Here is a 22,872-nt window from a genome sequence, read left to right on the forward strand (position 1 = left end):
CCTTTGACGGGCTGCTTTTTTGTGTTTTATTGTTTAACCCGTTGGGGCTATTTGAGGATTGCTGAGGGTGCTGCTGTACTACATCATATCGGCCAGCGTGGCTTTGGCATTACCTACACGTACGTTGTCGAAGTACAGGACACGCGAGTTGCGGTTGGAGGTACCGTTGAGGAAAGAAGCTTTGTACAGGCCGATCTTCCATTTGGGAACTTTCAGGTGGCTGTTGCGGCCCTTGATCTCGTGGATCTTTACCCCATCACGCCATACTTCGATCAGGCCATCCGAACCGGTGGAGTGGATGAAGTGGAACACGAACTGGTGCCATTTGTCTTTAGAAATGTTTTTGAAGGCAGAAACCGAACCGGTGGTGACGCTGCTGCTGCCCTTAATGGAAGAGCCGAACAGGTCGTACTTCTTCAGGGAAACAGAGCCGGCGGGAGGCGTTACTTCCAAAAAGGCTTTGTCGCTCTGGCAGCGGATGGTGGTCTCATCGGAACCGTCTTCGAACCACTGGTTGATGCAATCCCTTTCGTTATCGGCCTCAAAGCCTTGTGCGGGGAAGTAGATGGCAAAGGAGTACCAGGCTTCCTTGCCAAAGTTGGGGTATTCGGAGCCTTTGATAACGGTTACTTCGGAGCGGATCTTGGAAGAGGAGCCTACTTTAGGCTGGTCCTTGCGGATCTCGAAGCGTACGGCCTTGCCGTCGAAGCCCATCTTGGGAAAGGTATAGGTCCAGTCGGTCTTGCAGTTCTCGGGATTGCCTCCGAAGGCGATAAAGGGGCTGGAGCCTTCCATGGTCTCATTGACAAAGAGGGCGGAGTTGGAGGGTTTGGCAGCGGAGGCTACGGTATTTGCTTCATGTTGCAGTTCAGGCTGCTGTGCATCTTTTTTGGAGCAGGACAGCAGGGCGGAAGCAAAAAGGGCGGAGGTAAGGATGGTTTTGGTAGCGGTCAGGAAAGAAAATTGGTTTTTCATGGCAAATGATCGGTTTAGGCTAAAATGGATTTGAGAAAATGGTTGTTGTTTTTCCAGGATATTGGTTCAGCATGTTGGGCTGAATGGCTGACGTAGGGGACGGAGTCGGACTGGTTTTCTCAGGGATTCGGAAGGATCAAGCGTTGCTGTGGTAGTGGCTTCGTTTGATAGATCAAAGCTACGCCGCTAAACCGGGCAGTAAAGGTTGGTTTCGGTGAACACGGCAGAGCAGGGGTTGAAACCGGGCGCATGCACCTTTTTTTGCATTCAAGGCCGGTGAACGCCTATTTTTTGGCGGTGAAGTTGCCCAAATAAACAGGCTCTTCCATATAATTAGGAAAGAATGCTATTTATAAAGGGCAGGAATCTATATAATTACAGAAAAGGGGAGGGGCTTTTCTTGAACCGGGTGACGGGGATCACTTCCTGGCAAAAGTTGTACTCCACTTCGTCGTTGGAGCAGACGATCACCGTCCGGCCGGAACAATAGTCGGCAATAAGGGAATGATACAGGGCGATGCCTTTGGCATCGAAGTTACTGCAGGGCTCGTCGAGCAGCACCACGGGGGTGTCGGAGAAAATGGCCTGGGCCAGCTTCACCCGTTGCTTCATGCCCGAAGAATAGTAGCGGATTTGTTTGTGGGCGGCCGCCTTCAGGTCCACGATTTCGATGACCTGGGCCGGGCTGATGCCGGGCAGCAGGGGCTTGAAGTGCCGGTGGAACTCCAGCAGCTCCACCAGGGTCATTTCTTCGATCACTTCCAGGTAGGGAGCGCAGAAGGAGAGGTAGCGGAAGGCCTTTTCGCCTTCCAGCGGCTGGTCGTCCTTAAAATAAGAAACCGAGCCCTCGCTCAGATGGAGCATGCCACCGATGCTTTGCAGCAGCGTGGACTTGCCCGATCCGTTAGGCCCGGTTATGGCGTAGGAAGCGCCGGGTAAAAATTCCAAAGTAGCCGTCCGAAAGATCCATTCGCGGTTGTAGCGCTTGCCAGCCCCCGAAAGGTTAATTTTCATCCACGCTGTTTTTGGAAAGCCGTTTGATGATGCCGATTTTCGACTCTTTTACAAACTGCAGGATGATATTTTTCAGCTCGCTGTCCGCTACCTGCTCCTCGATCATTTGCAGGGCCGCAGAGGTAGGATGCTTCTGGACAAATAAAATATGGTAAATATTGGAGATGGCCTCGATCTGTTCGGGCTTGAAGTTGCGCCGTTGCAGGCCGACGATGTTGACGCCGGCATAGCTCATCGGTTCGCGTCCCGCTTTCACGAAGGGAGGCACATCCTTACGCACGACGGTATGGCCGGCGATGTAGGTATGCGCACCGATGCGGGTAAACTGGTTGGCACCGGCCAGCCCGCTGATGATGGCATAATCGCCTACTTCCACGTGTCCGGCCAGCTGTACGGAGTTCGCCAGGATCACGTTGTTGCCGATAATGCAGTCGTGCGCCACGTGCGAGTAGGCCATCAGCAGGCAGTTGGAGCCGATAACGGTCTTCCATTTATCCTTGGTGCCGCGGTTGATGGTCACGCATTCGCGGATGGTGGTGTTGTCGCCGATCTCGGTGGTGGTTTCTTCGCCTACGAATTTCAGGTCCTGCGGTACGCCGCCGATCACCGCACCGGGAAAGATCTGGCAGTTGCGGCCCAGGCGGGTAAACGGCATCAGCACGGAATGCGACATGATATGAGAGCCGTCGCCGATGATCACATTGTCATGAATGACCGCGAAAGGCTCGACAGTAACGTTGTTGCCCAGCTTTGCATTTGGATGAATAGAAGCTAGCGGTGAAATCATACTCGTGCTTTGGGTTTCTTTACAATTTGAGCAACCATGTCGGCTTCGGCCACCAGTTTTTCGCCGACAAAAATAGTTCCTTTCATTTCGCAGATGCCGCGGCGGACCGGGTTGCTTAATTCCATTTTCAGGATCATGGTATCGCCGGGAACCACTTTATTTTTGAACTTGCAGTTGTCTATTTTCAGGAAATAGGTATCGTAATCGTGTTCCGGGTCGTCGGGGATGGTCAGCAGACCGCCGGCCTGGGCCAGGGCTTCCACCATCAGTACGCCGGGCATCACGCAGTTGCCGGGAAAGTGTCCCTGGAAGAAGGGCTCGTTGTAGGTAACGTTCTTGATCGCCACTACATACTTCGGGGTCAGTTCAATGATCTTGTCCACCAGCAGGAAGGGAAAGCGGTGCGGCAGCTTCCGTTCGATGGCATGAACGTCCATCACCGGCGGCTTGGAAGGATCGTAAACCGGGATTTGCTGGCGATGGCGGTATTTTTTAATGTGTTCCTTGATCTTTTTGGCAAAGGCCACGTTGGAGGAGTGGCCCGGGCGGTTGGCGATGATGTGGGCCTTGAAGGGGAAGCCTACCAGGGCCAGGTCGCCGATGACGTCCAGCAGCTTGTGCCGGGCGGGTTCGTTGGGGAAGCGGAGCTCGAGGTTGTTGAGGATGCCGCCTTCGTTGATCCGTACCTCTTTCTTATGAAATACCTTGGAGATGCGCTGTACCTGCTCTTCGGTCACGGGCTTGTCCACCACCACGATGGCGTTGTTGATATCGCCGCCTTTGATCAGGTTGTGGTCCATGAGGTATTCCAGCTCGTGGAAAAAGCAGAACGTGCGGCAGGGAGCCACCTGTTCTTTGAATTCCGAAATATGTTTGATGGAGGCGTGCTGGGTGCCCAGTACGGGGGAGTTGAAATCAATTAAGGTATTGATGCGGTATTCCTGGTAGGGGAGGGCCACCATTTCCACCTTTTTGCCTTCGTCGACAAAAGTAATATTGTGTTGCAGGGTATAGTAGATCTTGGGAGCGGACTGCTGTTTGATGCCGGCCTTGTCGATCACTTCCACGAAAGGTTCGGCGCTGCCGTCGAGAATAGGTACTTCGGGAGCGTTGATCTCGATCACTACGTTGTCGACGCGGCAGCCGACCAGGGCGGCCATCAGGTGTTCAATCGTGCTGACCCGGGCGCCGTTGGCTTCGATGGTGGTGCTGCGGGTGGTTTCCACCACGTTGTCCACGTCGGCTTTTACGATGGGTTTACCGGGGAGGTCCACCCGTTGAAAAACAATACCGGTATTGGGTTCGGCGGGCTTTAACACGATTTCCACTGTATGCCCGGTGTGGATGCCTACGCCATTGATCGAAATTTCACTGGCCAGGGTATGCTGAAATTCCTGTAGATGATTCTCCAACTGCATTCGGCGAAAGTATGAAACAATCGTTCAATATTCCAAACTTCCCTGTAGAACTTGGGCCTGCCGGGCCCGGAAGCAGGGCTAGGCCGCGGGGCCAAGGTCATGGTGGTGATTTAAATAATATATAAATATGACGGAAGTATGAAGGATGCCATGAGAAAAAACGGCAGGGCCGGCGTACTTTTGCAGCTCATGCGAGAAGCGGCGACAATATTCAACCTGGTGGCGGAGCGGCCGGAAATGCACGGGATGCTGGCATTTGAAGCCAACCGGCAAAACCCCGGATCCGTTCACTACACCATCAAACGGTTTGTCCGGCCCGAGGACTGGATGAGCGAGGACACCGGCATGCTGAAATACCATTTCAATGCGTCGGAGCCGGAAAAGAACCACCTGGAGCTGCGTTTCTGCATCACCGGCCAGATGTATTGCCGCCAATACGGCAAGAACTGCACGGAGTGCAAGGCCCATGCGACGGTCAACTGCAACGAAAAGTCGGGCAGCATCGACATGCTTAGCTTTGTTTTCTCCTCCACCCACCTGTCGCAGTTCGTCAAATCGCGCATCAGCAGCGACAACATCGCCGACCGCCTGCTGTCGTTTACTCACACCACCTCGTTTTCCAAGGTCCTGCCCATCTGCAACAAAACCCGGATGGTGCTGGAAAGCCTGCTGAACCACAGCTATACCGACACGCAGGAAAATATCTTCGTCAACGCCCAGACCCAGATGCTGCTGCTCTACGGCCTGGACTATATGCTGGGAGAAAAGGAGATCGATACGATCACCTGTAAGTTCCTGGCCAACGAAACGGACCGCGACAAGCTGATCCGGGCCCGGGAGATCCTTATCCAGCAGATCGGCGAGCCTATTACCATTAAAGAACTGAGCCGGAAGGTAGCCATGAACGAATGTTACCTGAAAAAGGGTTTTAAGGAAATGTTCGGCACCACCATCTTCGACTTTTACCAGAGCCAGCGCATGGAGCACGCCAAGTACCTGCTGTACGAAAAGGGCCTCAGCGTGACCGAAGTGGCGCTGATGCTGGGCTACTCCTCCATTTCGCACTTCTCCACCGCCTTCAAAAAACATACAGGGCTCAAACCCTGTGAACTTTTGTTCCGATAAAAGTAGTTCCTGAGTTTCTAAGTTCCTATGTTCCTGAGTTGGCGTAACTCCGGGAAGAAGCCATTCTCCTATAAACTCTTTCATACACGAACTGTTAACTTAGGAACTTAGGAACGCAGGAACTCAGGAACTGTCGTTATCTTGCGCCGAATGTTTAGTGTCATCGCCGGAACCTCTTTATTAGCCTTCGTTCATGCCCTTATTCCCAATCACTGGCTGCCCCTGGTGGCAGTGGCCCGCGCCGAGAAGTGGAAGCCCCGCGAGCTGGCGGGCATTACCCTGTTGGCGGCCTTTGCGCATGTGACGGGCACGGTGATCCTGGGATTTATCCTGGGCTACATCGGCAAGGAGCTCGAGGAGGAATACGGAAAGATCATTACCGGCGTGGCCGCGGTGCTGCTGATCGTCTTCGGCCTTATTTATTTTACGGTAAACCTGCCGCACCACCACCATAGCCAGCAAAAGGACGTGGAAGCCTACAAGCGCTCCAAGAAAAAGTGGATCCTGATCTTTACCGTCATGATGTTTTTGTCGCCCTGCCTGGAGGTGGAGAGCCTGTTCCTGTCCGCCGGCGTGCACGGCATGGGCCTGGTGACGCTGATGTCCGTGATCTACGCCATCATCAGCATGTCGGGCATCCTGCTGCTGGTATTCCTCGGGTATAAAGGAGCCAACCTGTTGCCCGCCAGCTTTATCGAACACAATGAAAAAAAGATCTCCGGCACGGTGCTGATCATCGTGGGCATCCTCACCTTCTTCCTGCATTAATATAATGGTTCCGCTACCTCATTACCTCTTTTGCGGCTCCTGCTGGGGCGGTGGCGCTGAGTCCTGCAGTTGCGGCGGCGCCAGTTGTGGCTTGGGTGGCTGGGGCGCCTGGTAAACCTGTTTCAGGATATTATGCGCCCGTTCGGTAAGCGGGTGCCGGTATTTTACCTGCCCGGCCTCGTACGTCACGAAGTTGCAGTCTTTCTTCCCGCTGCCTTCGGGGGCGGCAAAGGGCGCCGTCAGCAGGGGATGTCCCTGCGCCAGGTAGCGCAGCTCCCCTGTCGGGGAACAGCCGTCGGCCGCCGACTTGGTGCCTCCATGTATCAGCTTCACGAATATTTCTACGCCGGTGGTGTCTTTTGTATTAAAGGTGAGGGTATCCCCGCCGTTGTACAGGACGATATCCACCTGGTCGCAAGGTTTCAGCAGGCTGGCGAAAGGCTCCGGCTGGCTGCTTTCGCAGGCCTGGAACAGGAGTGCCGCCAGCACGGCGATACCGGGACGTATAGTTTTTCTAGTCATGATGGTAAAATGAGCGGTCTGCCCGCACAGATGCAGGTGGTGCAGGCAAAACCTTGCCAGAAATGAAGCAGCGTTACCTGCCCACTAACGGGGTGCTGTCTTCGGGCACCAGGAAGCGGAGCAGGCCTTCCTTCAGCTCGATCTTTACCTCGGCCGACTTTTCAATTTTCACTACCTTGTCGTCCACGTGCACATGGTTGCCCTCCCAGCTGATGCGGACTTCTTTTGCCTGGAGGGTGGTGAAGGTGAAGGTTTCGTCCTTGCCGTAGAGCAGGCTTTCAATGTAAGCGGCAAATTTCTCCTTGTGCTTTTCCGGTACCAGCACCACCTCCAGTTCCCCGTCGCCGGGGTCGGCCAGGGGCGACAGGCAGAGGTTGGGACCGATGGACCGGGTATTCATGATCTCGGCCAGCAGGAACTTGCCCGAATGATCGGTGCCGTCCACCTCCAGCTGGCAGAACCGCGGTTCGTAGGAAAGAATGATCTCGTGCAACAGGTGCAGGGCCGTCTTCATCTTTTCTTCCGGCGACACGATCTCGTCCTTTCCCCTTTTTTTCATTTCCTTCATCAGGAAGGGGAACACGCCATAGCCAAAACTTTCCAGGAAGAAATGCGAATCCTCGATATCATAAATGCGACCCACGTCGTATTTCTTGATGATCCCGTTTCGCCAGGCGGGAATGATCTCTTCGGGGTTACCGGTAATGCCCAGCGTTTTTGCAATATTGTTAGCGGTGCCCAGCGGCAGCAGGGCTATGGGCAGGATCTTCTCCATCACCTTGCGGCCGAGCAGTTCTTCGGTAATCTTCCGAACGGTACCGTCGCCTCCGGCCACTACCAGCAGGTCCACCCCCGGTTCAATGTCTTTCCATTCCTTTTTCTTTGTAGATGAATATCTACATTCAAACCCGTTGCTTTCCAACAGGGACATCAGCTCTTCTTTGCTGTGCTCTTCATCCCCGGCACCGGGGTTGTGTAACAGTTGCGCCCTCTTCATAATATATCAGTTCTTATTGCCATTACAGAACACAAAAGTGTACCATGTATGGGCGGTATGGCATGAAAATGCGAAAGGCTAGACTATGAGAATACTGATAACCAATGATGACGGCATTTACAGTCCCGGGATCGCATCCCTGGCAAAAGTGGCTTCCCGCTTCGGTGAAGTGATCGTAATGGCTCCGGATGTGGAGCAATCCTCTATGGGCCAGGCCATTACGGCTACCCGGCCCTTGGCGTACAAGAAGTCGCCCATCAGTTTTGGCGATATCCAGGCCTTCCGGGTCAACGGCACGCCTTCGGACTGCGTCGCCATGGGCACGCACCTGCATACGCATATCGATGTGGTACTTTCGGGCATCAATATGGGTCCCAACCTGGGCAACGCGATGTGGCATTCGGGTACGCTGGCAGCGGCCCGGCAGGCGGTACTGTTCGGTATTAAAGGTATTGCGCTGAGTACGCCGGTAGGAAAGACAGAGCCGAACTTCGATGCGATCGAACCTTATGTGGAGCAAACCCTCGCCCTGTTGCTGGAAAACACCGACCTGGGCCTGTTCAACGTGAACTTTCCCCCGCAGCCCCAGGGTATGAAGTGGACGCGGCAGTCGGTGCGGCTGTACGACGGCAAGATCGTTCCCGGCGTGGACCCCATGGGCCGCAAGCACTACTGGTTCACGGTCTTCCCCCTGGAAGCGGCCGAAGAAGGTACCGACCGCTGGGCAGTAGAAAACGGCTACGTATCGATTACCCCCCTTCGATTGGACCTTACGAATGAGGCGGAATTAGCCCGGGTGCAGCAGCAGCAACCCGTGTGAAAGTTTACGGGTTTAAAGTTTACGGGTTTACGAGTTGGTTGCGCCCGTAAGGAACTCGTAAACTTGTAAACCCGTAAACTCGTAAACTTCTTACTTAAAGAATTCCTCCGTACAACGGATCGTAAAGTCCAGATCTTCGTACGTAAGCGCGTTGCTGAGGAACCAGCTTTCGTAGGCCGAGGGCGGCAGGTATACGCCTTGGGACAGCATGTGGTGGAAATACTTGTTGAAGAGGGCATTGTCGGCAGCGGCAGCGGAGGCGAAGTCGGTCACCGGCTTGCTGCTGAAATGCACCGATATCATCGTGCCCAGGTGGTTGATGACAAACGGCGTATTGGCTTTTTCAAGCACGTTACGCAGGCCATCGGCCAGGTACTGACCTTTTTCCTCCAGCTCCCGGTAAATCGACGGGTTGCTTTTCAACTCCTTTAACAAGGTATAGCCGGCGATCATGGCCAGCGGGTTGCCGCTGAGGGTCCCGGCCTGGTACACGTTGCCCAGGGGCGCGATGTGTTCCATGATCTCTTTCTTGCCGCCAAAGGCGCCTACAGGCATGCCCGCACCGATCACTTTGCCGTAAGTTACCAGGTCGGCGTCCACCTTCAGCCGCTCCTGGGCGCCGCCGGGCGCCAGCCGGAAGCCGGTCATCACCTCGTCGAAGATCAGCAGGATGCCTTCATCGGTACACAGCTTGCGCAGGCCCTCCAGAAAGCCCGGCTGGGGCAGGATGCAGCCCATGTTGCCGGCTACGGGCTCGATGATGATGGCGGAAATTTCTCCAATATTATTTACCAGCAGCTTTTTTACCGCCGTCAGGTCGTTGTAGGGGGCCGTGAGCGTATCGGCGGCCACGCCTGCAGTCACACCCGGCACGGTCTGGATGTTGAAGGTGGCGACACCGCTGCCTGCCTTCACCAGGAACGAGTCGGCATGGCCATGGTAGCAGCCTTCGAACTTGATGATCTTGTTACGGCCGGTATAGCCGCGGGCCAGGCGGATAGCGCTCATGCAGGCCTCGGTACCGCTGCTGACCATGCGAATCAGGTCGACGTTCGGCGCCATGCTGCGAATAAGTTCGGCCATCTCGATCTCCAGCTCGGTAGGGGCGCCGAAGGAAGTGGAGTCCAGCGCTTTCTCCTGGATGGCTTTCACCACCGGCTCGTAGGCATGGCCCAGGATCATGGGGCCCCAGGAGTTGATAAAGTCGATATAGCGGTTCCCGTCGGCATCGTACAGGTAGGCGCCTTTGGCTTTGTTTAAAAAGATGGGGGTTCCGCCCACGCTCTTAAAGGCGCGTACCGGCGAGTTGACGCCACCGGGAATGGATTGCTGCGCCCGGTCAAAAAGTTGCTGGCTCTTTTCAATAGTCATAATAATGTATTTAAAACCGCCGCTGCTGCAAGGCGGATAGCAATTGCCAATCGATTGAAAAAATATGCAGGGCCCGAATATATAGTAATTGGGCGTAAAGAGGAAACCCGGTCCTGTTTACGCCCAACCACAAACGACAAATCACAAACTACAAACCCAGTAATCGAACAGCGTCTTTAGCAAAGTACGTCGCAATCAGGTCGGCGCCGGCCCGCTTCATGGAGGTAAGGCTTTCGATAATGGCTTTGTCTTCGTTGATCCAGCCCATTTTAGCCGCGGCCTTGATCATGGCGTATTCGCCGCTGATGTTGTAGGCGCTCACGGGAACGTCCACGGCATTTTTTACTTCGCGGATGATGTCGAGGTAAGCCAGTGCAGGCTTCACCATCACGATATCGGCGCCTTCTTCCACGTCCATCAGCGTTTCGCGGATGGCTTCGAGGCGGTTGGAAAAGTCCATCTGGTAGGTCTTTTTGTCGCCGAAGCCGGGAGCCGAGTCCAGCGCATCGCGGAAGGGACCGTAAAAGCAGGAGGCGTACTTGGCGCTGTAGGCCATGATGCCGGTTTTGGTATAGCCGGTTTCTTCGAGGGCCTTGCGGATGGCGGCAATGCGGCCGTCCATCATGTCGCTGGGTGCCACGATGTCGGCGCCGGCTTCGGCATGGCTCACGCTCATTCGGGCCAGCACTTCCACGGTGGCGTCGTTCACGATTTCGCCTGCTTCCACGATGCCGTCATGGCCGAAGGAGGAGAAGGGGTCGAGGGCCACATCGGTCATTACCACCATACCTGGAACTGCTTCCTTGATGGCCCGGATGCTGCGCTGCATCAGCCCGTCGGGGTTGATGGCTTCGGTGCCTTTGTTGTCTTTCAGTTCGTCCTTGCATTTGATAAACAGCAGGACGCTTTTTATGCCCATGCTCCAAAGCTCTTTTACTTCCTTCACCGTCAGGTCGAGCGACCGGCGGAAGTAGTTGGGCATGGAAGGAATTTCTACCTGTATATTTTCTCCTTCATCGATAAAGATGGGGGCGATAAAGTCGTTGGGGGTTAACGTGGTTTCTGCCACCAGGCTCCTGATGGAAGGGTTTGCTCTCAAAATCCTGTTTCTTCTTTGCAAGTACATGTTGCTGGTTATTTAGCTAAATGAATACTTTGTATAAGGAATTAGTTAATGGGTTAATTAGTTGATCGGGCCTTGAATATTGAGTTATGTTGATTGAACAGTGGCTATTTCTTACCAGGAGTATATCCAATCAATTTGCTTGAACAGCCTGATTCCTAATACCCCCGATTAACCAATGAACCAATTCCCGCGGCTACGCCCAGTCCCTCGGGTGCAGGCAGGCCTGCTGCAGTTGCTCTTCGGCGCTGCCCGGTTGGGGCTGGTAGTTGTAGTACCAGCGGGCCCGCATGGGCAGGCTCATTAGGATGCTTTCGGTACGACCGTTGGTCTTGAGGCCGAACAGGGTGCCGCGGTCGTGAATGAGGTTAAACTCCACGTAGCGGCCGCGGCGGATCTCCTGCCATTCGATCTCCCGCTCGCTGAAGGGCGTATCTTTTCGTTTTTCCACGATCGGCAGGTAGGCGTCCAGGAAGGCATTGCCGTTGGCCTGCTGAAACTGGAACAGCCGCTCGACGTCGGCTTCGCCTTCGGGGCGCAGGTAGTCGTAAAACACCCCACCGATGCCGCGGGCTTCGTTGTTGCGGTGCCGGTTCACGAAGTACTCGTCGCACTGCTTTTTGTATTTGGGAAAAAGTTCGGCGCCGAACGGATCGATAGCATTTTTGAAGGTGCTGTGGAAGTGGCGGGCATCCTCTTCGAACAGGTAGTAAGGAGTAAGATCCGAGCCGCCGCCAAACCAGCTGTCGATCTTTTTGTCGGAGGTGTCGTACAGCTCGAAATAGCGCCAGTTGGCATGCACCGTAGGCACATAGGGATTTTGCGGGTGCAGCACCAGCGACAGGCCGCAGGCGAAGAAGTTGCTTTCCGGCACCTTGAATGCCTGCTGCATGGCCAGGGGCAGCTTGCCGAACACCGCCGAGGTGTTGACGCCGCCCTTTTCAAAAACGGCGCCGTTGGTGATGATGCGGGAAATGCCGCCGCCGCCTTCTTCGCGCACCCAGGGGTCCTCCTCGAAAACGGCAACGCCGTCGATCCGCTCCAGGGCACCGGTTATTTTGTTTTGCAGGTCGAGTATATAATGGTGAAACCGGTCCTTGAAGGCAGTTGGGGTACCGGTTGTTTTTGTTGCGTTCATAGCTGCTGTTATTTCTTTAAAAAATCCAGTAAGGGCCCGATGAATTTATCGAAGCTTTCAATATGCGGCAGGTGGCCGACGTTGTCGATGGCCACCAGGGTAGCGCCCTTGATGCGTTGTTGCGTGGTCCGCCCCAGCTCGGGGTAGTTGCCCAGGGAGGGCCGGATCGCTGCGGGCGCCAGCGCCTTGCCCACCGAGGTGCGGTCGCGCTGGCCGATGATCAGCAGGGTGGGCGCCTGGATGCGGTCCAGCTCGTAATACACCGGCTGCGTCAGGATCATGTCGTAGGTCAGGGCCGCGTTCCAGGCGATGACCCCGTATTTCGGGTTCAGGGTCCAGCCCGCCAGCATATTCACCCATTTGTCGTACTGCGGTTGCCAGCGGCCGCCGTAATAGTTTTCGAGCTGGTAGGCTTTTATTTTGGCGGCGTCCTGTTTCAGCTCGCTTTTGTAAAATTCGTCCACGGTCTGGTAGGGCACGTTCAGTTTGTAGTCTTCCAGTCCCAGCGGGTTTTCCAAAATGAGCTGCTCCACCCGTTCGGGGTACATCAGGGCGAAGCGGGCCGCCAGCATGCCGCCCATAGAGTGGCCCAGCACGGCTACCTTATTTATTTGCAGGCTGTCGAGCAGCAGCGCCGTGTTGCGGGCCAGCAACGGGAACGAATATTGGAGGTGGGCGGGCTTGGACGATTTGCCGAAGCCGACCTGGTCGGGCAGGATCACCCGGTAGCCGTTGGCCGACAAGCTGCGGGCCGTGCTGTCCCAGTAAGCGCCGGAAAAGTTCTTGCCGTGCAGCAGCACTACCGTATGACCGTTGGGGCGGGCGGGCCGCACGTCCATGTAGGCCATCTTCAGCGGCTGGCCCTGCAGGGTCAGGTGGAGAAAATGCACCGGGTAGGGGTAAGGGAAATTTTCCAGCTCCAAACCCAGCGCCCTGGGTTGTGCCTGTGCCTGCGCCGGTGTAAAGGCCCGGGCAAAAAGTACCAGAAGGAATAAAAGAATGTATTTTTTCATAAGGATCACTGCTTTCCTGGTTCAAAGAAGAAACTACAAAAGTCTAAAAGACTTTTGTAGTTTACCGGTTCTCACTGGCCACAACTATAATGCCCAACGAGCGTGCCCGCTGCGGAAACCTGTTCCGCAGCGGACGTCCCCATACCCGATGAACCAATGAACTAATTCCCAATAACCCGGCTTACCGCCCGTATTCCTTCACGGCTTCCACAAAAGCCTTCGCATGATCCACGGGCACGTTGGGGGTAATGCCGTGACCGAGGTTGGCGATGTATCTTTCGGGGCCGAAGGCATCGATCATTTCCTTCACGGCCTTTTTGATCTCGGGGATCGGCGCCAGCAGTTTGGCGGGGTCGAAGTTGCCTTGCAGGGTAATGCGGTTGCCGGTCAGCTCGCGGGCCACTTCGGGCGACACGCACCAGTCGAGGCCCAGGCCGGCGGCGACGCTCTGGCTCAGGTCCTTCAGGGCGTACCAGCTGCCCTTGGGAAACAGGATTACGGGGGCGTGGGGCTGGAGGGCTTCGGCGATCTGCAGCAGGTAGGGCTGGGCAAAGGCCTTGAAGTCGGCGGGGCTCAGCTGGCCGCTCCAGCTGTCGAATACCTGCACGGTGTCGGCGCCGGCCTGCACCTGCGCTTTCAGGTAGCTGATGGTGGCGTCGGTGATTTTCTGCAGCAGGCGGTGCGCCAGCTCGGGCTGGGTGTAGGCAAACTGCTTGGCTTTGTCCCAGGTTTTGCTGCCCTTGCCTTCCACCATGTAGCAGAGGATGGTCCAGGGGGCGCCGGCAAAGCCGATGAGGGGTACGCGGCCGGCCAGTTCTTTTTTGGTCAGCCGGAGGGCCTGCAGCACGTAGTGGAGCCGGTCGGCGGCGCCTTCCACCTGCAGGTCTTCCACGTCGGCGGCCGTTTTGATCACCTTCGGCAGCACGGGACCTTTATTTTCTTCCAGCAACACTTCCAGGCCCAGGGCCTGGGGAATGACCAGGATATCCGAAAAGATGATCGCCGCATCCACACCCACCTGGTCTACGGGCTGCAGGGTGATCTCGGTCGCCAGCTCGGGGGTTTGCACCCGGGTAAAGAAGTCGTATTTCTCCCTTAACTTAATATAGTCGGGCAGGTAGCGGCCTGCCTGGCGCATCATCCACACGGGGGGGCGTTCTACTTTTTCCTGCCGTAAGGCTCTGAGCAACAGATCGTTCTTGAGTTGGGTCATTCTAAAGAGTTGAGGTTCTGAAAATAAAATTCGACGCAAGCTAGCATCATTTCCTGACTGGGCGCCTCGCTGGTCAGCACTTTATTCGGGGTCAGCTCGCCGATGGCGGCGGCGGTGGTGGGCCCGATGGCAAAACAAACCGCAGCGGCGGGCAGGCGGTTGGCCGAAAAAAAGCTGCGGACGGCGCTGGGACTGAAAAAGAGCACCCCGTCCGGGTCGGGCAGCGCCACGGAAGGCACTTCCGTGGTTTCGTATGCCACCACCTCGTGCACGGCGATGCCGGCGCTTTTCAGGATATGGGGGAGTTCGTCGCGGCGCTGGTTGCCGCAAAAGAACAGCACTTCCTTTTCCCCGCGGGCCACGATCTTTTGGGCCAGCGACGCCGCATTATCGGCTATATCGGTTACAAAAGCAGTCAGTTGGGAGGGGAGGCTTTCCCTTGTTTTGCCCGAAAGGCAGTAGACGTTCCCGTTCAGGGGGCCGGGGACGGCAGCTTTGTTTAGGAAAGAAGTAAGTGCCTCACAGGCATGGGCACTGGTAAATACGATGGCGGTGTATGGACGGAGCCGGGAAAGGATTTCGGCCTTGTGCGCCTCCAGGGGGAGGGGGCGCACCGAAATGAATTCCTGCTCGATAATATGGATGCCTTTCTCCCTTGCGCGGGCAACCAGCAAGGGAGAAAGCTTTTTGGTGCTGAGTACCTGGTACATCAGAGGGCGGTGCCTTTTGGTCGGATGCTGGCCACCACTTCGCTGCCACCCCTGCCGAGGATCTCGTTCGCGGCCACGAGGCCGAAGGTGGCGGCTTTATCCAAAGAAACGGTGGTTTCAAGCGAAACCTTTTTCAGCCCGTCGGGGCTGACGATATTTCCTTTAAACAGCACCTCGCCTTGCTGTACTTCGGCCAGGGCGGAAATGGGCGTGGAGCAGCCACCCAGGAGGGTGCGCAGGAAGTCGCGTTCGATCTTGGTACAGAGGGCGGTATGCGGGTCGTTGAAGGGCTGGCAGGCTTCAAACGAATAATCGTCCTCCTCGCGGCAGACCACCATGATAGCACCCTGGGCCGGGGCCGGAAGCATCCAGTCGAGGTCGATGGAGTTTTCGGGGCGCACGTGGATGCGCTCGAGGCCTGCGGCGGCAAAGATGGCGCCGTGCCAGTTGTGCTCCTGCACCTTGCGCAGGCGGGTGTTGACGTTGCCGCGCAGGTTTTCAAAGACGTGGGTGGGGTAGCGGTGGCGCCATTGGGCAATGCGGCGGATGCTGCTGGTGGCTACGATACCGGGCACGCCCAGCGGGCTGGTGACGGAGGTGTTGCCCAGTTGCCAGTCAGCAATGGCGGCCGCGTTCTTGAACACGAAAATATCTTTATGCGAGGCCCGCTGCAGCACGGAGGCCTGGCGGATGCCTTTGGCCAGCAGGGTGGGCACATCCTTCATGGAGTGAACGGCAATGTCGATGCGGTCGTTCAGCAGGGCGGCGTCGAGGGTTTTGGTAAAAACGCCCTGGACACCCAGTTCGTACAGGGGTGTGACGGTGTCGATATCGCCTTCGCTTTTGATGTACACCAGTTCGGAGGGAACGCCGTGTTCCTTCAGGAGGTTCTGAACTAAAGTTGCCTGCCACACAGCCAGCTGGCTGTCGCGGGTGCCGATGCGGATAACCTTCTGCATGCTTAGTTGTTGATCGCTGCGGTGATGAACGTATTGATAGCTTCGATAAAGTGGCAGGCGCCCTGGTTCTTTTCGCGGATGCTGGCGGCCATTTCGTTGATCACCCGTTGGATGCGGGCATCCGCTTCCTTGGTGCAGGTGATGGTGGTGCAGCCAACGGTTTCGAACAGGGGGCTGGTGTTGATCTCTTTGAGTTTGAGCTTGGCGGCCTTCAGCAGGGGCACGTGGCGGCGCATTTCGCACCAGTCCAGGAATTCGCAGATCAGCTCGGCGATGATAGCCTTTGCCTTGGGCACTTCCGCCTCGCGTTTGCGGAGGGTTTCGTCTTTGAGCTTCGACAGTTCGTCCACGTTCACCATCTGCACGTTGGGAAGCTGCTGGGCGGCGTCTTCCACGTTGTAGGGAATGGACAGGTCGATAATGAGTTTGTCGTTGCCGCCTTCGAGGTGGGTCTTCAGGATGGTGGGCTCGGCCGAGTTGGTAGCCACCAGGATGATGTCGGCTTTTTCAATCTGGTCGTTCAGATCGCTGAGGGGAGCGGCTTTCAGGCCCAGCTCGGCTGCCAGTTCGGCAGCTTTCTGCTCGGTGCGGTTTACCAGGGTAATGTTGCGGGTATCGAGGTAGTCGACCAGGTTTTTGCAGGTATTGCGGCCGATCTTGCCTACGCCCAGGAGTAAAATGTTTTTGGAAGCGACTTCGGTAACGGTATTGCGGATGTACTGAACGGCAGCGAAGGAGACGGAGACGGTGCCACCGCTGAGTTCGGTATTATTCTTGATGAGCTTGGAGGACTGCAGCACGCAGTTGATCAGGCGTTCCATGAAGGCGCCGATAAAGCCTTGTTCTTTGGCAAATTTCACGGCGGTCTTCATCTGGCCGATGATCTCGTAGTCACCCAGGATCTGGGAGTCGAGGCCGGCGGCTACATTGAAGAGGTGCTCGATGGCTTCTTCGCCGCTTTTGATGTAGGCCAGCTTCGTAAAGGTGGCGGCATCGCCGGCGGTCTGGGTGCACAGCAGGTCGATCAGCTGGCGGCTGTTGGCGGCAAAGCCATAGATCTCGGTGCGGTTGCAGGTGGAAAGAACAAACAATTCGGTTAATCCAACCTTGGCGGCCTGTTGTAACAGGACGGCATACTGGTCGTTGTTAACGGCGTATTGACCACGAATAGAGGCGTCGGATTTTTTATAGTTGATTCCTGCTATAAAGAAGTGAGCTATGTTTTTGTGGTAGTTTGAGTTCATGTATTATTCGTAAGTCGCTTCTGCAAAAGTACTTTGGCATCCCTTAACGGCAGAATTGTTCTGTCATTACAGTGTCATTTTGAGGGTTGATTTTTGTCAGGTCGCCCGCTGAGGGCGGTCAGATAAGGGTATTGTTTAGGCCTGCGGAGATCGGCAGAGCCCGGAATTCGCCTGATTCTCAGAATACAATCACATAATGCTTTATTTTAACTCATTCTGCTTTTTGCGGCTGTTTCCCCTTTGCAAGGCGGGCACTGGCCCTTCCGCATGGCCTTATTTCCGTATTGCCGCAAAGCCGTAAACTTCCTCCTACATTTGCAGCCAGCAAAGGAGATACTATGAAAAGAGCTGTTGTACTCATGAACCTGGGGTCGCCCGACTCCACGCGTGTGAAGGATGTCAAACGATACCTGGATGAATTCCTGATGGACGAACGGGTGATCGACAAGCCCTGGCTGGCGCGGGCCCTGCTGGTCAAAGGCATCATTGTGCCCTTCCGGGCGCCGAAGTCGGCGGCCGCCTACCAGTCCATCTGGACCAAGGAGGGCTCTCCCCTGATGGTCATCAGCCGGCAGTTGCGCGACGCCCTGCAAAAAGAGGTGGAAGAACCGGTGGTCCTCGCCATGCGCTACGGCACTCCTTCGCCGAAAGAAGCCTACGACGAGCTGCTGCAAAAGCACCCCGACCTGCAGGAGGTACTGCTGGTGCCGCTCTACCCCCACTACGCGATGAGCAGCTACGAAACCGCCGTGGAATACGCCAAGGAGCAGCACCAAAAGGGAAAATACAGCTTCAAGCTGACCGTGCTTCCGGCTTACTACGACAACGAAGACTACCTCCGTGCCCTGGCCGAAAGCATTAAACCGCACCTCGAAGGAGGCTACGACCGCATCCTGTTTTCGTACCACGGCGTGCCCGAACGCCATATATATAAAGGAGACGTGACCGGCCGCCACTGCCTGAAGGTAGCCGACTGCTGCAACGTTCCCTCCGAGGCGCATAAATACTGCTACCGCCACCAGTGCTATAAAACCACCCAGCTGGTAACGGACCGCCTGGGCATTCCGAAGGACAAATGGGAACAATCCTTCCAGTCGCGCCTGGGCCGCGACCCCTGGCTGCAGCCCTACACCGCCAAGCGCCTGGAGGAACTGCCGAAGGAAGGGGTCAAAAACCTGCTGGTGGTTTGCCCGGCCTTTGTAAGCGACTGCCTGGAAACCCTGGAAGAGATCGCCGAGGAAGGCAAGGAAACCTTCCTGCATGCCGGCGGCCAGCGCTTCGAAATGATCCCCTGCCTGAATGTGCACCCGCTGTGGGTGAAGGCCCTGGCAAAATGGATTGGGAAAATGTAGAATGTAAAATATAGAATGTAAAATGTAAAATATGGAAGGAAGGCATATTGCTTCTCTTGCATTTTACATTCTGTATTTCATCAATATTTTACATTTTACATTCTACATTTTATATTTTACATTCTCCCCATGTACCTAAAGGCGCTCCATATCATTTTCATCGTTACGTGGTTCAGCGGCATGTTTTACATCGTTCGCTTATTTATATATAATACCGAAGCCGCCGAACAGCAGGAGCCGGCCCGGTCGATCCTGCAACAGCAGTACGGAATAATGATCAAACGGCTCTGGTTCGGCATCACCTGGCCTTCGGCGGTGCTGACACTTATTTTCGGCCCGGCCGTGATGGTGGAACTGGGGTGGCACCGGGTGGTTTTTGCCCCCGGCGGCCAGTGGCTGCTGATCAAGCTGCTGTTTGTGCTGGGCCTGTACGCCTACCATTTTACCCTGCACCGCCTGTATCAGCAACAGGCAGCAGGCCTGTTCAAATACTCCTCGCAGCAGTTGCGGGTATGGAACGAGGTGGCCACCATTTTCTTGGTGGCGATCGTGATGCTGGCCACGGTCAAGCAAAGCATGAGCCTGCTTTGGGGACTGGGCGGACTGGTGGGCTTTGTCGTGGTGCTGATGAGCGCCATCAAGATCTATAAAAATGTACGGGCCAAGGCAGGCTAGGCAGGATTTCCGTTTTTTGTAACTCCTATTTTCTTTTTTCGAAAAGGGCCCTGGCTGCCAAGCCCGAGTTTTGTACCGCGATATTTCATAATAGTTTCTAACAGGAAAAGGAGGCTGCCCCAGCACGGGCAGCCTTTTTTAATTGGTCCCGCCGCCCAGGCGCTTTTCCGCTAAAGCCCTGATTCCCAATTCCTGATAACCCAATTCCCACCCCTGTACCTCCAGGTCCGTACCTCGTACTTATTTCCTACCTTTGCACCCATTTTTTCATTCAAGCATATTCCGCCTTATGGCCACCAGGTATAAAGAATTTAAACATTTAAACTTGCCTTCCATTGAAAAGGAGATCCTTGAAAAGTGGAAGCGTGAACAGGCATTTGAGAAAAGTGTAACGATCCGGGAAGACGCCCAGCCGTTCGTATTCTACGAAGGGCCGCCCAGCGCCAACGGCATGCCCGGCATTCACCACGTGATCTCCCGTACCCTCAAGGACCTGGTGTGCCGCTACAAAACCATGAAAGGTTTTCGCGTGGAGCGCAAAGGCGGCTGGGACACCCACGGCCTGCCGGTAGAGCTGGGCGTGGAAAAAGAACTGGGCATCACCAAGGAAGACATCGGCAAAACCATCTCGGTGGCCGAATACAACCAGAAGTGCCGCGAAGCCGTGCTCCGCTATAAAGACAAGTGGGACGACCTGACCACCAAGATGGGCTACTGGGTGGACCTGCAAAACCCCTACATCACCTTTACCAACGAATACATCGAAAGCCTGTGGTGGTGCCTGAAGCAGCTGTACGAAAAAGACCTGCTGTACAAGAGCGTCTCCATCCAGCCGTATTCCCCGGCTGCCGGCACCGGCCTGAGCTCCCACGAGCTGAACCAGCCCGGCTGCTATAAAATCGTCAAGGATACCAGCGCCACCGTCCTGTTCAAGGCCGTCAAGGACGGCCGCAGCGCCTTCCTGTTTGACGCCGCCGCAAGCGACGAGGTGTACTACCTGGCCTGGACCACCACCCCCTGGACCCTGCCGTCCAACCTCGGCCTGACCGTGGGCGCCCACATCGACTACGTGCTGGTAAAGACCTTCAACCCCTACACCCACCTGCCGGTGAACGTGGTGCTGGCCAAGGCCCTGCTGGGCAAATACTTCAGGCCCGAAGGCGAGAACGGCGACTTTGACGGCTACAGCGAAGCCTCCAAGCTCCTGCCCTGGACCATCCTGGCCGAATTCAAAGGCAAGGACCTCGAAGAGCTGGAGTACGAGCAACTGCTGCCCTACGAAGGCAACTCCCGCCAGGCCGTGGAAGCCATCACCCCCGGCGCCAGACCCTTCCGCCTGCTGCTGGGCGACTTCGTGACCACCGAAGACGGTACCGGTATCGTGCATACCGCCCCGGCCTTTGGCGCGGATGACTACCGGGTCGGCAAAAAATACAACATCGGCATCCTCACCCTGGTGGACCGCGAAGGAAAATTCGTGGACGGCCTGGGCGAGTTCAGCCACCGCTATATTAAAGATTACAAGGGCGAAACCGGCTACGTGGACGTGAACGTGGACATTTCGGTAAAACTGAAAAAAGAGAACCGGGCCTTCAAAGTAGAAAAATACGAACACAGCTACCCTCACTGCTGGCGTACCGACAAGCCGGTGGTGTACTACCCGCTCGACGCCTGGTTTATCCGTACCACCGCCCTGCGCGACCGCATGGTAGAGCTGAACAAGACCATCAACTGGAAACCCAAGGCTACCGGCGAAGGCCGTTTCGGCAACTGGCTGGAAAACATGGTGGACTGGAACCTCAGCCGCAGCCGCTATTGGGGCACGCCCCTGCCGGTTTGGCGCACCGAGGACGGCAGCGAGGAAAAATGCATCGGCTCCATCGAAGAGCTGAACGCCGAGATCCGCAAGGCCAGCCAGGTGCTGGGGGGCGACGTGAATAAGAACTACCTGCACGACGGCATCCTGGACCTGCACAAGCCCTACGTGGACGAAGTGATCCTGGTGTCCGCCTCCGGCCAGCCCATGCGCCGCGAGCCCGACCTCGTGGACGTTTGGTTCGATTCCGGCGCCATGCCCTACGCCCAGTGGCATTATCCTTTTGAGCATGGGGAGAAATTCAAAAACAACTTCCCCGCCGACTTCATCTGCGAAGGCGTGGACCAGACCCGCGGCTGGTTTTACACCCTGCACGCCCTGGGCGCCATGCTGTTCGACAGCGTCGCCTACAAGACCGTGGTTTCCAACGGCCTGGTGCTCGACAAGAACGGCAATAAAATGAGTAAGCGCCTCGGCAACGTGGTGGATCCTTTCCAGACCATCGAAAGCTTTGGCGCCGACGCCACCCGCTGGTACCTCATCACCAACGCCTCGCCCTGGGACAACCTCAAATTCGACATCGAGGGCATCCGGGAAGTGCAGCGCAAGTTCTTTGGTACCTTATATAATACCTACCAGTTCTTCTCGCTCTACGCCAACGTGGACGGCTTTACGTTCAGCGAGGCCTACGTGCCCCTGGACCAGCGCCCCGAGATCGACCGCTGGATCCTTTCTTCCCTGCAAACCCTGGTGAAGAAAGCCACCGCCGCCTTCGACGACTACGAGCCCACCACCGCCGGCCGCCTGGTGGAAGACTTCGTGGACGAGCACCTGAGCAACTGGTACGTGCGCCTCTGCCGCCGCCGGTTCTGGAAGGGCGAGTACGAGCACGACAAGATCTGCGCCTACCAGACCCTGTACGAGTGCCTCGAAACGGTGGTGCGCCTGATGGCCCCCATTTCGCCTTTCTTCAGCGACGAGCTCTTCAATAATCTCAATGCCGTGACCGGCCGGTTCCCCGAAGCCACTTCCGTGCACCACGTGGAATTTCCCGTAGCGCAGGAAGAGCTCATCGACAACCTGCTGGAAGAGCGGATGCAGCTGGCCCAGGACGCTTCTTCGCTGATCCTGTCGCTGCGCAAAAAGGCCAACATCAAGGTGCGCCAGCCGCTGCAAAAGGTGCTGATCCCCGTGCTCAACCCCGTGATGCAGCAGCAGCTGCAAAAGGTGGAGAACCTCATCCTGAGCGAGGTGAACGTGAAAGAGCTGCAATTCCTCTACGATACCGAAGGCTTTATCAAGAAAAAGATCAAGCCCAACTTCCAGGCGCTGGGCAAAAAGCTGGGCCCCAAAATGAAGGCGGTGACGGCGGCGCTGGCACAATTTAGTCAGCACGAAATTGCATTTTTTGAAAAAGATGGCCGATATTCACTCACTGTAGGGTCCGACGAACCGGTAGAACTGACGCTGAGCGAGGTGGAGATTACCAGCGAGGACATCCCCGGCTGGACCGTAGCCAGCAAGGGACCGCTGACCGTAGCCCTCGACATCAACGTCACACCGGAGCTGGTGCAGGAAGGCGATGCCCGGGAGTTCATCAACCGCATTCAGAAGATCCGCAAGGACAGCGGCTTTGACGTTACCGACCGCATCGAGGTGAAGGTGGCCGCCAATAACGGCCTGCGGGAATCGCTGACGAAATTTACGAACTATATTTGTGCTGAAATTTTGGCAGATAAATTAGAGCTGACAGGCGAAATCGACCATGGCACGGAAATAGAAGTAAATGACCATCCTCTGAAAGTTATTGTCTCAAAAAAGGGGTAGAAGCA

Annotated in this window: 20 protein-coding genes; 6 read left to right on the top strand and 14 right to left on the bottom strand. The window is 55.9% G+C overall.

Translation table 11 applies throughout. From position 1 onward, the window contains the following. Positions 1-78 precede the first annotated feature (78 nt). The 4 genes from V9K67_RS18415 to V9K67_RS18430 form a co-directional block, all read right to left on the bottom strand. Entirely contained in the window at positions 79-975 is an 897-nt protein-coding gene (locus V9K67_RS18415) for a polysaccharide lyase family 20 protein (RefSeq protein ID WP_336724989.1), read from the bottom strand. A gap of 375 nt (positions 976-1,350) precedes the next feature. Further along, a complete protein-coding gene (locus V9K67_RS18420; protein WP_336724990.1) occupies positions 1,351-1,989 on the bottom strand; it encodes an ABC transporter ATP-binding protein in 639 nt (212 codons plus the stop codon). Next, positions 1,979-2,776 carry an acyl-ACP--UDP-N-acetylglucosamine O-acyltransferase gene (gene lpxA / locus V9K67_RS18425; protein WP_336724991.1) on the bottom strand — a complete coding sequence of 266 codons (798 nt, stop codon included), beginning with the start codon at positions 2,774-2,776 and terminating at the stop codon, positions 1,979-1,981. Before lpxA ends, V9K67_RS18420 begins: the two co-directional genes overlap by 11 nt. After that, a complete protein-coding gene (locus V9K67_RS18430; protein ID WP_336724993.1) occupies positions 2,773-4,194 on the bottom strand; it encodes a bifunctional UDP-3-O-[3-hydroxymyristoyl] N-acetylglucosamine deacetylase/3-hydroxyacyl-ACP dehydratase in 1,422 nt (473 codons plus the stop codon). Before V9K67_RS18430 ends, lpxA begins: the two co-directional genes overlap by 4 nt. A gap of 138 nt (positions 4,195-4,332) precedes the next feature. Here V9K67_RS18430 and V9K67_RS18435 point away from each other — a divergent pair, with 138 nt between their 5' ends. Together V9K67_RS18435 and V9K67_RS18440 are read left to right on the top strand one after the other, a co-directional pair. Further along, the gene (locus V9K67_RS18435) at positions 4,333-5,319 is read left to right on the top strand and encodes an AraC family transcriptional regulator (RefSeq protein ID WP_336724994.1); all 987 of its coding nucleotides are present in this window, start codon (positions 4,333-4,335) and stop codon (positions 5,317-5,319) included. Positions 5,320-5,469: 150 nt separating this feature from the next. After that, entirely contained in the window at positions 5,470-6,087 is a 618-nt protein-coding gene (locus tag V9K67_RS18440) for a hypothetical protein (protein ID WP_336724997.1), read from the top strand. 21 nt (positions 6,088-6,108) lie between these two features. Here V9K67_RS18440 and V9K67_RS18445 read toward each other — a convergent pair whose 3' ends face one another. Together V9K67_RS18445 and V9K67_RS18450 are read right to left on the bottom strand one after the other, a co-directional pair. Then, positions 6,109-6,609 carry a hypothetical protein gene (locus V9K67_RS18445; protein ID WP_336724999.1) on the bottom strand — a complete coding sequence of 167 codons (501 nt, stop codon included), beginning with the start codon at positions 6,607-6,609 and terminating at the stop codon, positions 6,109-6,111. A 73-nt stretch (positions 6,610-6,682) separates the two neighbouring features. Then, positions 6,683-7,606 carry a diacylglycerol/lipid kinase family protein gene (locus V9K67_RS18450; protein ID WP_336725001.1) on the bottom strand — a complete coding sequence of 308 codons (924 nt, stop codon included), beginning with the start codon at positions 7,604-7,606 and terminating at the stop codon, positions 6,683-6,685. A gap of 85 nt (positions 7,607-7,691) precedes the next feature. Here V9K67_RS18450 and surE point away from each other — a divergent pair, with 85 nt between their 5' ends. After that, the gene (gene surE, locus V9K67_RS18455; protein WP_336725002.1) at positions 7,692-8,426 is read left to right on the top strand and encodes a 5'/3'-nucleotidase SurE; all 735 of its coding nucleotides are present in this window, start codon (positions 7,692-7,694) and stop codon (positions 8,424-8,426) included. A gap of 90 nt (positions 8,427-8,516) precedes the next feature. Here the strand turns inward: surE and hemL are convergent, their stop codons facing one another. The 8 genes from hemL to hemA all read right to left on the bottom strand — a co-directional run bounded on the left by hemL (position 8,517) and on the right by hemA (position 17,197). Beyond that, positions 8,517-9,797, bottom strand: coding sequence for a glutamate-1-semialdehyde 2,1-aminomutase (gene hemL / locus V9K67_RS18460; RefSeq protein ID WP_336725003.1), 1,281 nt, complete (start codon positions 9,795-9,797; stop codon positions 8,517-8,519). Positions 9,798-9,945: 148 nt separating this feature from the next. Next, positions 9,946-10,923 (bottom strand): porphobilinogen synthase, encoded by a 978-nt coding sequence (gene hemB, locus V9K67_RS18465; protein WP_336725006.1) that lies wholly within the window; start codon positions 10,921-10,923, stop codon positions 9,946-9,948. Positions 10,924-11,116: 193 nt separating this feature from the next. Beyond that, positions 11,117-12,058, bottom strand: coding sequence for an oxygen-dependent coproporphyrinogen oxidase (gene hemF, locus V9K67_RS18470; protein WP_336725008.1), 942 nt, complete (start codon positions 12,056-12,058; stop codon positions 11,117-11,119). Between the two features lie 8 nt (positions 12,059-12,066). Beyond that, on the bottom strand, positions 12,067-13,071 hold the full coding sequence (locus V9K67_RS18475) for an alpha/beta fold hydrolase (protein ID WP_336725010.1): 1,005 nt from the start codon (positions 13,069-13,071) through the stop codon (positions 12,067-12,069). A 181-nt stretch (positions 13,072-13,252) separates the two neighbouring features. After that, positions 13,253-14,284: a uroporphyrinogen decarboxylase gene (gene hemE, locus V9K67_RS18480; RefSeq protein ID WP_336725012.1), complete on the bottom strand. Its 1,032-nt coding sequence runs from the start codon at positions 14,282-14,284 to the stop codon at positions 13,253-13,255. Then, entirely contained in the window at positions 14,281-14,994 is a 714-nt protein-coding gene (locus V9K67_RS18485; RefSeq protein ID WP_336725015.1) for a uroporphyrinogen-III synthase, read from the bottom strand. The genes hemE and V9K67_RS18485 overlap by 4 nt, the downstream gene beginning before the upstream one ends. Next, on the bottom strand, positions 14,994-15,953 hold the full coding sequence (hemC, locus tag V9K67_RS18490) for a hydroxymethylbilane synthase (RefSeq protein WP_336725018.1): 960 nt from the start codon (positions 15,951-15,953) through the stop codon (positions 14,994-14,996). The genes V9K67_RS18485 and hemC overlap by 1 nt, the downstream gene beginning before the upstream one ends. 2 nt (positions 15,954-15,955) lie before the next feature. Next, a complete protein-coding gene (gene hemA / locus V9K67_RS18495; RefSeq protein ID WP_336725021.1) occupies positions 15,956-17,197 on the bottom strand; it encodes a glutamyl-tRNA reductase in 1,242 nt (413 codons plus the stop codon). A 338-nt stretch (positions 17,198-17,535) separates the two neighbouring features. On the opposite strand from hemA, the gene hemH reads away from it, so the two are divergent. The 3 genes from hemH to ileS all read left to right on the top strand — a co-directional run bounded on the left by hemH (position 17,536) and on the right by ileS (position 22,867). After that, positions 17,536-18,549 (top strand): ferrochelatase, encoded by a 1,014-nt coding sequence (gene hemH / locus V9K67_RS18500; RefSeq protein WP_336725023.1) that lies wholly within the window; start codon positions 17,536-17,538, stop codon positions 18,547-18,549. Positions 18,550-18,678: 129 nt separating this feature from the next. Further along, positions 18,679-19,224: a CopD family protein gene (locus tag V9K67_RS18505; protein ID WP_336725024.1), complete on the top strand. Its 546-nt coding sequence runs from the start codon at positions 18,679-18,681 to the stop codon at positions 19,222-19,224. A 325-nt stretch (positions 19,225-19,549) separates the two neighbouring features. Further along, positions 19,550-22,867: an isoleucine--tRNA ligase gene (gene ileS, locus V9K67_RS18510; protein WP_336725026.1), complete on the top strand. Its 3,318-nt coding sequence runs from the start codon at positions 19,550-19,552 to the stop codon at positions 22,865-22,867. Positions 22,868-22,872 lie beyond the last annotated feature (5 nt).

Source organism: Huijunlia imazamoxiresistens, assembly GCF_037132455.1.
Lineage (GTDB): Bacteria > Bacteroidota > Bacteroidia > Chitinophagales > Chitinophagaceae > Flavisolibacter > Flavisolibacter imazamoxiresistens.

Coding starts and splice junctions, on each gene's coding strand:
- V9K67_RS18415 (WP_336724989.1), bottom strand. CDS start 975: ATGAAAAACCAATTTTCTTTCCTGACCGCTACCAAAACCATCCTTACC.
- V9K67_RS18420 (WP_336724990.1), bottom strand. CDS start 1,989: ATGAAAATTAACCTTTCGGGGGCTGGCAAGCGCTACAACCGCGAATGG.
- lpxA (WP_336724991.1), bottom strand. CDS start 2,776: ATGATTTCACCGCTAGCTTCTATTCATCCAAATGCAAAGCTGGGCAAC.
- V9K67_RS18430 (WP_336724993.1), bottom strand. CDS start 4,194: ATGCAGTTGGAGAATCATCTACAGGAATTTCAGCATACCCTGGCCAGT.
- V9K67_RS18435 (WP_336724994.1), top strand. CDS start 4,333: ATGAAGGATGCCATGAGAAAAAACGGCAGGGCCGGCGTACTTTTGCAG.
- V9K67_RS18440 (WP_336724997.1), top strand. CDS start 5,470: ATGTTTAGTGTCATCGCCGGAACCTCTTTATTAGCCTTCGTTCATGCC.
- V9K67_RS18445 (WP_336724999.1), bottom strand. CDS start 6,609: ATGACTAGAAAAACTATACGTCCCGGTATCGCCGTGCTGGCGGCACTC.
- V9K67_RS18450 (WP_336725001.1), bottom strand. CDS start 7,606: ATGAAGAGGGCGCAACTGTTACACAACCCCGGTGCCGGGGATGAAGAG.
- surE (WP_336725002.1), top strand. CDS start 7,692: ATGAGAATACTGATAACCAATGATGACGGCATTTACAGTCCCGGGATC.
- hemL (WP_336725003.1), bottom strand. CDS start 9,797: ATGACTATTGAAAAGAGCCAGCAACTTTTTGACCGGGCGCAGCAATCC.
- hemB (WP_336725006.1), bottom strand. CDS start 10,923: ATGTACTTGCAAAGAAGAAACAGGATTTTGAGAGCAAACCCTTCCATC.
- hemF (WP_336725008.1), bottom strand. CDS start 12,058: ATGAACGCAACAAAAACAACCGGTACCCCAACTGCCTTCAAGGACCGG.
- V9K67_RS18475 (WP_336725010.1), bottom strand. CDS start 13,071: ATGAAAAAATACATTCTTTTATTCCTTCTGGTACTTTTTGCCCGGGCC.
- hemE (WP_336725012.1), bottom strand. CDS start 14,284: ATGACCCAACTCAAGAACGATCTGTTGCTCAGAGCCTTACGGCAGGAA.
- V9K67_RS18485 (WP_336725015.1), bottom strand. CDS start 14,994: ATGTACCAGGTACTCAGCACCAAAAAGCTTTCTCCCTTGCTGGTTGCC.
- hemC (WP_336725018.1), bottom strand. CDS start 15,953: ATGCAGAAGGTTATCCGCATCGGCACCCGCGACAGCCAGCTGGCTGTG.
- hemA (WP_336725021.1), bottom strand. CDS start 17,197: ATGAACTCAAACTACCACAAAAACATAGCTCACTTCTTTATAGCAGGA.
- hemH (WP_336725023.1), top strand. CDS start 17,536: ATGAAAAGAGCTGTTGTACTCATGAACCTGGGGTCGCCCGACTCCACG.
- V9K67_RS18505 (WP_336725024.1), top strand. CDS start 18,679: ATGTACCTAAAGGCGCTCCATATCATTTTCATCGTTACGTGGTTCAGC.